Raw genomic sequence first — 12715 nt, 5'->3', positions numbered from 1 at the left:
GCTTGTGAAAAGGCGATGCAGCCGGCTTCGGCGAGCTCGCCCATCTCGGTGATGAGCTCGCCCTTGAGTCCAGCCGTGAGCGCGCCCACCGGGTAGACGTGCGCCTGGTTGAGGTTTCGCGCGCGGTGCTTGAGCATTTCGACCAGCCCCGGTTCATCGAGCGGCGGGTCGGTATCGGGTGGGCAAGCCAGACTGGTGACTCCGCCGGCAACCGCGGCTAGCATTTCGGATTCGAGCGTCGCCTTGTATTCGAAGCCCGGCTCACGCAGCCGCGCCGAAAGATCGATGAGGCCGGGGCAGACGATGAGATTGCTGGCGTCGATGGTGCGATCGGCGTGGAAGCCGTCGGGCGCTTGATCGAGAGCGACGATTTTTCCGTCGGCTATGAATAAATCGCGCGGCGCGTCGATGCGATTTCCCGGATCGACCAGGCGGCCGCGCTGGATTGATATCCTCACAACCCCTAATTCCCCGCCAATATGCTCATCACCGCCATGCGTACCGCGATACCGTAAGTCACCTGCGGCAAAATCACCGACTGCGCGCCATCGGCGACGCTCGAATCGATCTCGACGCCGCGATTCATCGGCCCCGGGTGCATGACGATGGCATCGGGCCTGGCGGCCGCAAGCTTGTCGGCGGTCAAGCCGTAATACTTGAAAAACTCCTGGGCTGACGGCAGCAGCGCGCCGTCCATGCGTTCGTTCTGCAGGCGCAGCATGATGACGACATCGGCATCTTTCAAGCCCTGCGCCATATCGTGATAAACCTTCACACCGAGGTTGGCGAGATGACTTGGCAACAGGGTTTTCGGACCGACCGCGCGCACCTCGCGCACGCCGAGCGTGGTCAGCGCGTGTATCTGCGAGCGCGCGACGCGCGAATGCAGGATGTCGCCGACGATGGCGACGACCAGATCGCTGAATTCGCGCTTGTAGTGGCGGATGGTGAACATGTCGAGCAGCGCCTGCGTCGGATGCGCGTGGCTGCCATCGCCGGCATTGATCACGTGAATGTTCGGCGCAACGTGACGCGCGATCAAATGGGCCGCGCCGCTCTGGCCATGGCGCACGATGAACATATCGGCATGCATGGCCGACAGATTGTCGACGGTATCGAGCAGGGTTTCGCCTTTGCTTTGCGAAGATGCGCCGATGTTCAGATTGACGACATCGGCCGATAGTCGCTTGGCGGCAATTTCGAAAGTCGTGCGCGTGCGCGTCGATGGCTCGAAAAATAGATTGAAGATCGATTTGCCGCGCAAGAGCGGCAGCTTCTTAACTTCGCGCTCGGTGACGCTGACGAAAGACAATGCCGTATCGAGAATATGGCGCAAGGTTTCGAGCGGCAAGCCGTCGATGCTCAAGAGATGCTGCAGCTCACCATTTTTATTCAGCTGCGGGTTGGTCTGCGCGGCGGGCAATGAATGCTGGATCAAGCCGCCGCCTCATCCAGATGCAGGCTCAATATGCCATCGCTATCGCGCCGCAATTCGATCTGCTGAGCTTCGTCGAGCGGCAACCGCGCGCCGACGAACTGCGCGGCGATCGGCAGTTCGCGCCCGCCGCGATCGATCAAGGCGGCGAGGCGGATCGTTGCCGGCCGGCCGTAATCGAATAGCGTGTTCATTGCGGCGCGGACGGTGCGGCCGGTATAGAGAACGTCGTCGATCAGAATGATATCGCGGTCTTCGACGCCGAATGGAATCGCGGACGGCTTGACTTGCGGGTGCAGACCGATGCGCTGGAAATCATCGCGATAGAACGAGATGTCGAGCACGCCGAGCGGCAGTTCGATGGCAAGTTCGCGATGCAGACGCTCGGCAAGCCAAACGCCGCCCGTGTGCACGCCGACCAGTGCGGTATTTTTGCAGGCGTTCGATTGCGCCCCCAAATGCGCGCGCAACTGCCGAACCAGTTCTCGAACGAGATGTTCGGCGTCAGGCAGTTCCATCGCGGCCGGAGAACCAGGTCTGCAGAATCTGCTGGGCGGCGATCTGGTCGAGGATGGCCTTCTGTTTTCGTCCGCGCAGCCCGGCCTCGCGCAAGTCGATACTCGCGGCGCTCGAACTCAGGTTTTCATCGACCAGACTGACCGGCAACTGAAAATGCGTGCGCAGGCGCAGCGCGAACTTGCGGCAAAGGCGGGAAAGCCGATGCCCAGTCCCGTCGGCACTGCGCTTTTCGTCAAGCGCGGACAGGTCGTCAGCCGGAATGCCGACCACCAGCAGCGCCGGTTGCCATTCGGCGATCAGTTCCGCGATAGCGGCGAAACGTCGCGCGTTGTCCGGGGCCGTGATCGTCGCCAGCGGATGCGGAATACGCAGGCTCATGTCGCCGATCGCGACGCCAATGCGCTTCTCGCCGAAGTCGAAAGCCAGTATGGCGCCGCGCCCGCCGGGCGGTGCCGGCGAATGACTGCTAATGGCGGAGGCGAAGTTCAAAGATGGCGCGCGCCGGTTGTTGCAGAAATGCTAATTCCGGATCGCGGCGAGTGTGTGAGCGTAAGCGCACGCGGTTTAGCTGATTTATCAAGCGTGCCCGGCGTGCCCGGACAAGGTCGCGAAATCCACACCGAGCAAACCCATGGCAGCGCTGAGCCGCAGTTCAGGGGGGGTATCGAAAATCACTTCGGCGTTCGCCGGCACCGTCAGCCAGGCGTTTTGCCCCAATTCCTGCTCGAGCTGGCCTGGCGCCCAGCCGGCATAACCGAGAGTGACCAGGACGCGCCGCGGCCCTCTGCCGTCGCTCAACGCCTGCAAAATGTCTTTCGATGTCGTCAGGCCGACTTCGCGATTGACCGCGAGCGTCGATTGCCAGTCGCCGAGCGGATTGTGCAGCACGAAGCCGCGGTCTATCTGCACCGGCCCGCCGAAGTGAACCGGCATCGCGCTGTACTTGTCTTCGGAAACCGGGATGCTGATCTGCTCGAACAGCGCATCGAGGCGCAAATCGATCGGCCGGTTGACCACGAGGCCCAGCGCGCCCTGCTCGTTGTGCTCGCAGATGTAGGTCAGCGTTTTGGAAAAATTCGGGTCGACCATGCCAGGCATGGCGATCAGAAAGTGATGCGTGAGATTTACGCTTTCCATGGTGTCTGTATTTTATCCGCCCGGCCGTACCTTCACAATGTGACACGGCGGCGTTCCGAAAGTTAGGGAAGGCTCTCTCGCCGGTTAAAGCGTAGGGCTCTCGCCGGTTAAAGCGGCTGCCGCTGCCTGCAGGGTTTGTACGATATCGGCATTTTCATGCGCCGCCGATACGAACCCGGCTTCGTAGGCCGACGGCGCTAGATAAATTCCTCGCGCCAGCATGGCATGGAAGAAATGCCGGAAAGCGGCAACATCGCTTTGCATGACTTCGGCGAAGCTTGCGGGCGGCGTCGGGCGGAAATAAAACCCGAACATGCCGCCGATCGATTGCGTGGACAAAGCCGCGCCGCAGTTTTTCGCGACCCCGGCGAGCCCCTCGCTGAGCTGCCTGGTGCGGGCGCTGAGTTCGTCGAAAAAACCGGGCGCCTGGATCAGCTCCAGCGTTTTCAACCCGGCCGCCAGCGCAAGCGGATTGCCGGACAAGGTGCCGGCCTGGTAGACCGGGCCGACCGGCGATAGCCGCTGCATGATGTCGCGGCGTCCGCCGAATGCTCCGACCGGCATGCCGCCGCCGATCACTTTGCCGAGCGTCGTCAAATCCGGCGTGATGTTGAACATGCCCTGTGCGCCGCCCAGGCCGACGCGAAAGCCTGTCATGACTTCATCGAATATCAGTACGGCTCCGTGCCTGCTGCAAAGTTCGCGGAGCCGCGGCAGAAATTCGGCATGTGGCAGCACCAGATTCATATTGCCGGCGACCGGTTCGACGATGACCGCCGCGATCGCATCGCCGCTGGCCTTAAACGCGCGCTCGAGCGCAGCGATATCGTTGTACGGCAGCACCATGGTATCGGCCGCAACAGCCGCCGGAACGCCGGCCGAATCCGGCTGGCCGCAAGTCAGCGCGCCGGAACCGGCTTTGACCAGCAGCGCATCGGCGTGGCCATGATAACAGCCTTCGAATTTCACGATGGTCTGGCGGGCGGTGAAGCCGCGCGCGAGACGAATCGCGCTCATCGTGGCTTCCGTGCCGGAGCTCGTCAGCCTGACCTGTTCGAGCGAAGGCAAGAGCCGGCACAAGGTCTCGGCCATTTGCAATTCGGCTTCGGTCGGCGCGCCGAAACTCGTGCCCGATTCAGCCGCGCGCTGAATCGCCGCGATGATTTGCGGATGGGCATGACCGAGAATCAGCGGTCCCCACGAGCCGACGTAATCGATGTACGGCTTGCCTTCGACGTCCCAAACTTTTGCGCCGCTTCCCCGCCGCAAGAAAACCGGGGTGCCGCCGACACCGCGAAACGCGCGCACCGGCGAATTGACGCCGCCGGGAATGACGCGCTGCGAACGTTCGAAAAGTTGCTGAGCGATGGCCATTTCAGCGGTCACGGAATTTGGCGAGGCTTTCAGATTCGACACGACGACGCCTTGAACATTCCGACGAATTGGCGCGCCGCCTGGTGAATATCAGGCGCGCCGAACAGTGCCGAAATCACCGCCAACCCGTCGGCGCCGGCTTCGATCAAAACCGGCGCGTTGTCAAGCGTGATGCCGCCGATCGCAACGATAGGGATGGCGATGCGCGCTTTCGCATCGCTCAAGAGCGCCAATGGCGCGCGCGACGCATCCGGCTTGACGGTGGAAGCGAAAAAGCTGCCGAATGCGACGTAGTCGGCGCCTTGTGACTCGGCTGCGCGCGCGCGCTCGATGCTCGTGTAACCCGATGCCCCGATGATTTTCGCCGCGCCCAATTGCTCGCGCGCAGCGTGAATCGCAACATCGTCGCGACCGAGGTGCACGCCGTGCGCACCGCTTTTTTTTGCGAGCGCAACGCTGTCGTTGATGATCAGCAAGGCTTCGTATTCGCTGCACAAAGCGACCAGTCGCCGCGCTTGCCGTAGCCGCAGCGCCTCGTCCGCGCTTTTATTCCGGTATTGGATCAGGCGCGCGCCGCCTTCCAGCGCCTGCCTGACCTCGCTGATCAGCGCGCCGGTATCGGCGCGATCTGGCGTGATCGCGTACAGGCCCCGAACCGGCTGCGACGCCTTCATCGGCCAGTTCGCCTTTGCCGGGCGCGTTCTAGTCGTTCTGGCCGCCCTCTTCGTCTTCCTCGCGCGCCCAGAACAGGCGGTCGGGGATATGCTGGCCCATGCCCGGCCTGAAGCCGAATTTCAAGGTCTGCCACGTGTATTCCTGCGCGTCCTTGACGGCTTCGGCGATTTCCAGCCCATTGGCAATCGCGGCGGCGGCCGCGGCCGCGAGCGTGCAGCCGGAACCGTGATAGGAACCGGGCAGCCGCTGCCAGCTATCGCTGCGCACAATGCCGTCCTGGCCATACAGAATGTTGATGACCTGCGGCGTATTTTCGTGCGTGCCGGTCAGCAGCACATACTCCGCGCCCATATCCAGAAGGCGGCGCGCGCAATCGGCCAGATCGCGGTCTTCGTGCTCGTCGCTATCGTCCGCGGCAAGGCGACGCGCTTCAAGCGTATTCGGCGTGATCAGCGTCGACTGCGGAACGATGAGTTCGCGCATGGCGGCCAGCGTATCTTCGCTGGCCAATTCATCGCCGCGCCCGGACGCCAGTATCGGATCGAAGATCAGCGGAATGTCGGGATAATCGGATACGACCTCGGCGATCGCGGCGACGATCTCGACGCTGCCGAGCATGCCGATTTTGAACACCGTGACCGGCATGTCTTCGAGCACGCATCGCGCCTGATCGGCGACCCATTCGGCATCGAGCACCATCACGTCCTCGACGCCCATGGTGTCCTGAATCGTTATCGCCGTAACGATCGGCAGCGGATGGCAGCCCATGCTTGCCAACGTCATAACATCGGCGGCGAGACCGGCGCCGCCGCTTGGGTCGTTGCCGGCGAAACAAAGCACGACCGGGGGTAATTCGGGTAGATTTTTGTCAGACATGGGAACGCCGGCGGGGGCGCGCAGCGGCATTTTGTGCTTTGGTCTAAAATGGCATTCTAGCCTAGGAACCTCTACGCATGCGTTTGTGTCCCGCCACGGCGCCGCGGGGCGGCTTGCCGTTCGCTAACCCGGCATGGCAAAACGAGTGATTCCGCATTTGCATTTTTCAGTCACGTCCCTAACAGTCATCGCAATGGAAACGACGACCGAATATAAGACTTATATGTGTTTGATCTGCGGCTTCATCTATGAAGAAACCGAAGGCTGTCCGCAGGAAGGTATAGCACCCGGTACGCGCTGGGCCGATATCCCCATCAACTGGGTTTGCCCGGAATGCGGCGCGCGCAAGGAAGATTTCGAAATGATAGAAATTTAAGGAGACGGCCATGCGCATCATGCACACGATGCTGCGAGTCGGCGATCTTGATCGCTCGATCGCGTTTTATGACAAAGTGCTGGGCATGAAGGTGCTGCGGCGCAACGATTATGCGGACGGAAAATTCACCCTGGCCTTCGTCGGCTATGGTGATGAGGCCGACAATGCGGTGCTCGAACTCACCCATAACTGGGACACTTCGTCCTACGATCTCGGCAACGCCTACGGTCACATCGCGATCGAGGTAGATGACGCCTACCGCGCCTGCAACGACGTCAAGGCGCGCGGCGGCAAGGTCGTGCGCGAAGCCGGGCCGATGAAGCACGGCAGCACGGTCATTGCGTTCGTCGAGGACCCTGATGGCTACAAGATCGAGTTCATTCAGAAACGCGCGATGTAGCGGTTCCGCCGCCCCTTCCCATCAGCAGCGGTTTTTCCCGGACGCGGGCCGGCGCTGCCGCGCCAGTTTCGCGATCATTTTCCAGCGGCTCGCTTAACGGAACACCCCAATTTCGCCACGGAGTTCGCCAGCCTGATAAAGTCATCCAGCGTCAGATTTTCCGCGCGCGCGCCCGGATCGATACCGAGCATTGCGAAATCCTGCCCGGCCAGATACGTTCTCAGGGTATTGCGCAGCATTTTTCTGCGTTGCGAAAAGGCCGCTGCGACGACTTGGCCGAACACCGTCTCATCAGTAGCGCGCAATCGATCGTCAGGTAGCGGACGCACGCGGATCACGGCCGATTCGACTTTGGGCGGCGGGCGAAACGCGGCTGCCGGCACGTCGAACAACTTTTCCATGGCGAAGCGATGTTGCAGCATCACCGAAAGCCGGCCGTAATCGGACGTTGACGGCGCCGCGACCATGCGTTCGACGACTTCTTTCTGCAGCATCAGATGCAGGTCTTCGATGATGTTGGCATAGCCGGCGAGATGGAACAACAGCGGCGTCGAGATGTTGTAGGGCAGATTGCCGACGATGCGCAGACGCGCGCCGGCCGGCGCAAGCGCGGCGAAATCGAAGCGCAACGCGTCGGCCGCATGAATGGTCAGCTTGTGCGCAAGGGAATCCTGCTGCAATTGCGCGACGATATCGCGGTCGAGTTCGATCGCGTGCATGTGATCGAGGCGAGCCGCCAACGGACGCGTCAAGGCGCCGAGTCCGGGGCCGATCTCGATCACGTTGTCGTCCCGCCGCGGCGCGATGGCTGCCACGATGGCTTCGATGACCGAGGCATCAGTCAGGAAATGCTGCCCGAAGCGCTTGCGCGGAATATGGGCGGCAAGCACGAGCGCTAAGCGGTGACGCTTCGTCGCTGCGCTGCGTTGCCGGCCAGCTCCGATGCCATTTCAATCGCCGCGAGCAGGCTGCCATCGTAAATGTTGCCAGTCCCGGCCAGATCGAGCGCGGCGCCGTGATCGACTGAAGTGCGGATAATGGGCAGGCCCAAGGTGACGTTCACACCGCCGCCGAAGCTCGCGTATTTCAGCACCGGTAAACCCTGATCGTGATACATCGCGAGCACGGCGTCGGCCTCGCGCAGGCGCTCCGGATTGAACAGCGTATCGGCCGGTAGGGGTCCGCGCACATCGAAGCCTTCGCCGCGAAGCTTGCGCAAGACCGGCATGACGACTTCGATTTCCTCGCGCCCGAGATGGCCGGATTCGCCGGCGTGCGGATTCAGGCCCGCCACCAGAATGCGCGGTTGGGCGATGCCGAAGCGGCGCATCAGGTCATTCAGCAGAATGCGCAACACGGCCTCCAGTTTGTTCTTGGTAATCGCGGCGGCAACGTCTTTCAGGGCGAGATGTGTCGTCACCAGCGCGACACGCAAACGCGGCCGCGCGTTTCCTTTCGCGCCGTCGACCAGCATCATCACGGCTTCGTTGGCGCCGGTCAGATCGGCAAGGAATTCGGTGTGGCCGCTGAATGGAATGCCTGCGTCATTGATCACGGATTTCTGAACAGGTGCTGTAACCATAGCGGAAAACCGGCCATTGCCACAGCCTTCGGCGGCGCAACGCAAAGTCCGCAGCACATAGTGACTATTCGCCGGATTGAGCCGGCCTGCGACCGCCGCTTCGGCAACCGGCAGATGCACAACGCTCAATTCACCGGGCTGGTCCGCAACCGCGCCATCAGCCTCATCCGAGAATTCGATCAAGCGCAACCGCAGGCCGAGTTCGTGCGCGCGTGCGGCGAGCAAATCCCGATCGGCGATCGTAACGATAGCGTGTGCCCGGCGCTTCTGCGCGAGCAGCACGCATAGATCGGGGCCGATACCGGCTGGCTCGCCGGCAGTCAGCGCGATCGGCGCGATCTGGCTGGAATTTGTGACCAATGTGGAAACCGGCGGGAAGGGAAGATCGCGCGTTTGGGGGAACCTTGCGGACCCCACATGCGACATTACAAGAGTTTTACTGTTCTTCGAGCCGATACTCGACGTAGGCCTGATCGCGCAGTTGGCGCAGCCACTCCTGATAGGCCTCATCGGATTTACGCGCGCGCACCGCCTGGCGGGCCAGCAAACGCTGCTTTTCTTCCGACACGTCCTCCTTGCGGCGCTCGATCACCTGAATCAGATGCCAGCCGAACTGCGACAGCACTGGCTCGCTGATCTGGCCCGGCTGCAGCGCGGCCATTGCGCGCTCGAAATCAGGCACGGTATCGCCGGGCGAAATCCAGCCGAGATCGCCGCCTTTGCCGGCGCTCCCATCCTCGGAATTGAGCCGCGCAAGCTCGGCGAAATCGGCGCCGTTGTCGAGCCGCTCTTTCAGATTCGTCAACCGTTTTTTCGCGTCGGCCTCGGAAGTCAGCTCGCTGGGTTTGACCAGAATATGGCGCGCCCTGGTCTGCTCGATGATGATAGGCGCATCATCGCCGCCGCGCTTTTCCTGCAGCTTGAGGATGTGAAACCCGTTCGGGCTGCGCAAAATCGGGCTGACTTCGCCGGTCTTCATGGTCTTCAGCGGCTCGACAAAAATATCCGGCAAGCGCTCCGGCGCGCGCCATCCCATGCTGCCGCCCTCGAGCGCGTCGGGCGCGTCGGAAAAGCCCGCGGAGACTTGCGCGAACGGCGCGCCTTCGTTCAACTGCGCGAGTGCATTCTCTGCGCGCGCCTGCTTTTCCTGAACCTGCTCCGGGCTCGCCTGCTCGGGAACGCGCACCAGGATATGGGCGAGGTTGTATTCTTCCGCCTGGCCGGCCTGCGCCTCGCGTTTTTCCATAAAATTATCGATTTCGCTGTCGGTCACGGTAATTTTATTGTCGACTTCACGCTCCTTCAGCCGCGCCTTGATGATTTCGCCGCGGATTTCCTCGCGGAATTTATTGAAGCTGATGCCGTCCGCGACGAGCGCTTCGCGAAACGCCTGCACCGTCATCGAATTGTCTTGGGCGATCCGGATTATGGTTTTTTCGAGCTGCGCGTCGTCGATGCGCAAACCGGTTTCCTTTGCGAATTGCATTTGCACGCGCTCATTGATCATGCGTTCCAGCAACTGCTTTTCGAGCACCTCGCGCGGCGGCAGCGGCGTGTCCTGCTTGCTCAACTGGCGCGTCACGAATTTCATCTGATCGTCGAGATCGAACCCGGTAATGACATCTTCATTGACGACCGCGATGATGCGATCGATCGGCACGACTACATCGAGGGGTTTCGCCGCCTGTATCGCGTTTGCGATTCCGATGCTGGCATACACGGCGAACGCGGCGAGCGCCGCATGGCGGAAATAGCGCATGTTGCTACCTCGAATCAGTAAGGCTTAAATCAGCAAAGACCTGGCGTTTTAATTTGGCTGAGCAAGCGGCTCAGTAAGGTTCCGAAATCGCTCCCACCGGAGCGGCGCCGCTTGCGCGAAGCTCGCTGTAGCCGAAAATGTTTTGCTTGAGAACGTCGAGCGGATTGGAGCCGATTCTCGACAGGCCGTTCAGTTCCAGTTGCACGAAAATCGAATTCGACGCATCCGCCGTGGCCACCGCGAAGCGATGACCGACTACGCGCAGACTCCAGCAACCGCCATTGTACTCAAAGCCCGCCAGCCCTTCCAACACACGGCTGTCGCGCAGTGAATAGTTGAAGCGCGCCACGCCGCTCCATTTCGACGAAATCGGCCATTGCGTCGATACGTCGACCTGCTCCAGCGCGTCGCGCGTGAAGCGGTAGCCGAGATTCAGCACCTTGCCGAGCGCAGGCCGATAGCTCGCCGCCAGACTGTATTTTTGCGTTTGCGGTATTTCGAGGTTGTATTGGATGCCGGCCTCGGCCCTCCAGTTCGCCGAGATCGGCCCGCCGACCGCCGCCAGCAAATCCGACCTGATCCTGTTGAATTGATTGATGTCCTGGTTGGGGTCGAACCTGACTTCCTGCGATGCGAAATTGAAGCGCTGGGCGACGGTGGCGCGGAAGCGCTCGATGCCGGTTTCCGGTTCCAGAAAGCGCGAGGTCAGCCCGATCGTGATGCGATTGGCGTCGTTGATGCGGTCGCCGCCGGAAAAATCGTTCTCCGAAAAAATCTGCGTGAAATTGACGTCGGCGACTGCGCTATCGAAATTCGGAATCGCGTTCTGTTCACGAAACGGAATGTAAACATAGAACGCGCGCGGCTCCAGGGTTTGCACGAAGCGCTCGCCGCCGAGCTCGGTGTCGCGTTCGAGCACGAGGCCGCTATCGACGGATGTGATCGGCAGGGCGCGGGTACGATCGGGCGAAGTAGTGGTCGCCTGATCGAGATCGTAATGGGTCAGGTGATAGCCGAATTTCGGGGTAAGGTATGCGAACGAGGAGAGGATCGGATAAGCAATGTTCGGATAAGCGGTGGTCCGCCTGCCGTCGGTCAGATTCGCGTGATCGAAATTCACGAATTCGCCGCCGAAGTTCCAGTCGCCGCCGTACAGATTCGGCTTGCGCGCGTTGAGCAGCAATTGCGGGATGCGCTCGTACGGCGGCAGGATAGGCGCAAGCGGATCCTGCAGTGTCTGGAAGCGCTGCAGGCGCGAGCTGAAATTGAACCAGCCGCCGTTGTAGGCGAGCAAGCCTTCGCGCGGCAGATTGGTTTGCGAGGTGACGGCGATGCGGTTCGACAAATCGCGCAGATAACTGTCGTCGGATACCTTCTGAAAATCGAGATAGCCGGACCAGTTGTTGTTGAAGTTGTGGACATGCTTCAGCGCCAAACCGTAGCGAGCGTCATCGCGGGCGCGGTCGTACGGTAAAACTTCAACGTGCGCCTCGCCGCTGTAAAACGGATCGAGATAGCGGAACTCCGTACCCAGCAGCAGGCCGCGCCGGCTGATCAGGCGCGGTGCTATGGTCGCGTCCTTGTCGGGCGCGATATTCCAGTAATACGGAATGGTGATTTCCGGACCGCCTTTGCCGGTCGTTCCGAAGATCGGCGTCAGCACGCCGGTTTTACGCTGATCGTTGAGCGGGAAGCTGATGTACGGCGTGTACAGGATAGGGACGCCCTTGAAAATAACGCTGGCGTTGCGGGCTACGCCGATCTGGCGCGAGCGATCGATTTCAAGATTGTCGACACGCAAAAACCAGTCGTCGACGCCGACGGGACACGTCGTGTAGGTCGCGTCATCGAGCTCATACAGGCCGGGGCCCTGAAATTCCAGCACATCGGCCTTGCCGCGCGCGCCACTTTCGCCGAGCCGGTAGCGCAGGTCGTCGATAAAGCCGCGCTCGGTGTCCATGTTGAGCCGCAACTGCGTTCCCTCGATCCGGTCGCCGCCATAGTCGAGGCGCACATCGCCTTCGGCATCGATCTCGTTGTTGCCCGGAAAGTATTGCAGCTTTTCGCCGAAAACCGCCTGGCCGCGTCGCCGGATTTCAGCGGCGCCGCTGGCTTCGATGACGCTGTCATCGCCATCGATACGGTCGGCTTCGATGAAGATCGGCAGACCTTCGTCGCCGCTGTCCGGGGTTCCCGTCGCCAGCGCGGGGTCGGTCTGTAATTCAAGCCTGGCTTCTTCAGCGTGCGCGAATGCGCAAAAGGCGCCGATCAAAAGAACGGTGAATGCGCGCAGCTTGAGATTCGGCATCAACGATGGTTTTCGGATTAGGGAACCTCTGATTGAGTCCTTCGCGGATCGCGTTTCGACGAGAATGGGCTGGCTGCTAGACGCGCAGTGCAGCATCAGTAGCGCGCCCACGCAGGGCGGAGCAGGTTCCACGCGCATCGCGCGTGGATGCGACCCCGTAGCGGGATGCAGCACGCCGTTAGGCGCGGGCTTCCCGCACGCCTCCGCGGTCGCATCCCCGCAAGCGGGGCCCCTGCTCTGCGCTGCGGCGTGCACTACGGGCAAGCTGCGCGGC

14 protein-coding genes are annotated in these 12715 nt (G+C 61.5%); 2 read left to right on the top strand and 12 right to left on the bottom strand.

The genetic code is table 11. The features are described from left to right. The 8 genes from H0V78_00205 to H0V78_00170 form a co-directional block, all read right to left on the bottom strand. A partial coding sequence (locus H0V78_00205; GenBank protein MBA2350249.1) for a dihydroorotase occupies window positions 1–458 on the bottom strand: 458 nt, incomplete at its 3' end. A gap of 5 nt (window positions 459–463) precedes the next feature. Beyond that, window positions 464–1423, bottom strand: coding sequence for an aspartate carbamoyltransferase catalytic subunit (locus tag H0V78_00200; GenBank protein ID MBA2350248.1), 960 nt, complete (start codon window positions 1421–1423; stop codon window positions 464–466). Window positions 1424–1434: 11 nt separating this feature from the next. Then, window positions 1435–1953, bottom strand: a complete 519-nt coding sequence (gene pyrR / locus H0V78_00195; protein ID MBA2350247.1) for a bifunctional pyr operon transcriptional regulator/uracil phosphoribosyltransferase PyrR — start codon at window positions 1951–1953, stop codon at window positions 1435–1437. After that, window positions 1940–2443, bottom strand: a complete 504-nt coding sequence (gene ruvX, locus H0V78_00190; GenBank protein MBA2350246.1) for a Holliday junction resolvase RuvX — start codon at window positions 2441–2443, stop codon at window positions 1940–1942. The genes pyrR and ruvX overlap by 14 nt, the downstream gene beginning before the upstream one ends. An 87-nt stretch (window positions 2444–2530) precedes the next feature. Next, window positions 2531–3091 (bottom strand): YqgE/AlgH family protein, encoded by a 561-nt coding sequence (locus tag H0V78_00185; protein ID MBA2350245.1) that lies wholly within the window; start codon window positions 3089–3091, stop codon window positions 2531–2533. 84 nt (window positions 3092–3175) lie between these two features. Further along, entirely contained in the window at window positions 3176–4465 is a 1290-nt protein-coding gene (hemL, locus tag H0V78_00180) for a glutamate-1-semialdehyde 2,1-aminomutase (GenBank protein MBA2350244.1), read from the bottom strand. Window positions 4466–4494: 29 nt separating this feature from the next. Then, complete coding sequence (locus tag H0V78_00175) at window positions 4495–5139, bottom strand: thiamine phosphate synthase (protein ID MBA2350243.1); 645 nt, start codon at window positions 5137–5139, stop codon at window positions 4495–4497. A gap of 28 nt (window positions 5140–5167) precedes the next feature. Beyond that, complete coding sequence (locus H0V78_00170; protein ID MBA2350242.1) at window positions 5168–6016, bottom strand: hydroxymethylpyrimidine/phosphomethylpyrimidine kinase; 849 nt, start codon at window positions 6014–6016, stop codon at window positions 5168–5170. Window positions 6017–6209: 193 nt separating this feature from the next. On the opposite strand from H0V78_00170, the gene H0V78_00165 reads away from it, so the two are divergent. Together H0V78_00165 and gloA are read left to right on the top strand one after the other, a co-directional pair. Continuing rightward, the gene (locus H0V78_00165) at window positions 6210–6392 is read left to right on the top strand and encodes a rubredoxin (GenBank protein ID MBA2350241.1); all 183 of its coding nucleotides are present in this window, start codon (window positions 6210–6212) and stop codon (window positions 6390–6392) included. A 10-nt stretch (window positions 6393–6402) separates the two neighbouring features. Next, complete coding sequence (gene gloA / locus H0V78_00160; protein MBA2350240.1) at window positions 6403–6792, top strand: lactoylglutathione lyase; 390 nt, start codon at window positions 6403–6405, stop codon at window positions 6790–6792. A gap of 74 nt (window positions 6793–6866) precedes the next feature. On the opposite strand, the gene rsmA is transcribed toward gloA, so the two are convergent. From rsmA to H0V78_00140, 4 genes are all read right to left on the bottom strand, one after another. Beyond that, window positions 6867–7682 carry a 16S rRNA (adenine(1518)-N(6)/adenine(1519)-N(6))-dimethyltransferase RsmA gene (gene rsmA / locus H0V78_00155; GenBank protein ID MBA2350239.1) on the bottom strand — a complete coding sequence of 272 codons (816 nt, stop codon included), beginning with the start codon at window positions 7680–7682 and terminating at the stop codon, window positions 6867–6869. Between the two features lie 5 nt (window positions 7683–7687). Then, a complete protein-coding gene (gene pdxA, locus H0V78_00150; GenBank protein MBA2350238.1) occupies window positions 7688–8800 on the bottom strand; it encodes a 4-hydroxythreonine-4-phosphate dehydrogenase PdxA in 1113 nt (370 codons plus the stop codon). Between the two features lie 10 nt (window positions 8801–8810). Then, window positions 8811–10133, bottom strand: a complete 1323-nt coding sequence (locus H0V78_00145; protein ID MBA2350237.1) for a peptidylprolyl isomerase — start codon at window positions 10131–10133, stop codon at window positions 8811–8813. A 70-nt stretch (window positions 10134–10203) separates the two neighbouring features. Beyond that, on the bottom strand, window positions 10204–12441 hold the full coding sequence (locus tag H0V78_00140) for an LPS-assembly protein LptD (protein MBA2350236.1): 2238 nt from the start codon (window positions 12439–12441) through the stop codon (window positions 10204–10206). Window positions 12442–12715 lie beyond the last annotated feature (274 nt).

This window comes from Burkholderiales bacterium, assembly GCA_013695435.1.
In the GTDB taxonomy this organism is placed as follows: domain Bacteria; phylum Pseudomonadota; class Gammaproteobacteria; order Burkholderiales; family JACMKV01; genus JACMKV01.
This window is presented reverse-complemented; position numbering and strand designations above follow the sequence as displayed.

Coding starts and splice junctions, on each gene's coding strand:
- pyrR (MBA2350247.1), bottom strand. CDS start 1,953: ATGGAACTGCCTGACGCCGAACATCTCGTTCGAGAACTGGTTCGGCAG.
- H0V78_00185 (MBA2350245.1), bottom strand. CDS start 3,091: ATGGAAAGCGTAAATCTCACGCATCACTTTCTGATCGCCATGCCTGGC.
- hemL (MBA2350244.1), bottom strand. CDS start 4,465: ATGGCCATCGCTCAGCAACTTTTCGAACGTTCGCAGCGCGTCATTCCC.
- H0V78_00175 (MBA2350243.1), bottom strand. CDS start 5,139: ATGAAGGCGTCGCAGCCGGTTCGGGGCCTGTACGCGATCACGCCAGAT.
- H0V78_00170 (MBA2350242.1), bottom strand. CDS start 6,016: ATGTCTGACAAAAATCTACCCGAATTACCCCCGGTCGTGCTTTGTTTC.
- H0V78_00165 (MBA2350241.1), top strand. CDS start 6,210: ATGGAAACGACGACCGAATATAAGACTTATATGTGTTTGATCTGCGGC.
- gloA (MBA2350240.1), top strand. CDS start 6,403: ATGCGCATCATGCACACGATGCTGCGAGTCGGCGATCTTGATCGCTCG.
- pdxA (MBA2350238.1), bottom strand. CDS start 8,800: ATGTCGCATGTGGGGTCCGCAAGGTTCCCCCAAACGCGCGATCTTCCC.
- H0V78_00145 (MBA2350237.1), bottom strand. CDS start 10,133: ATGCGCTATTTCCGCCATGCGGCGCTCGCCGCGTTCGCCGTGTATGCC.
- H0V78_00140 (MBA2350236.1), bottom strand. CDS start 12,441: ATGCCGAATCTCAAGCTGCGCGCATTCACCGTTCTTTTGATCGGCGCC.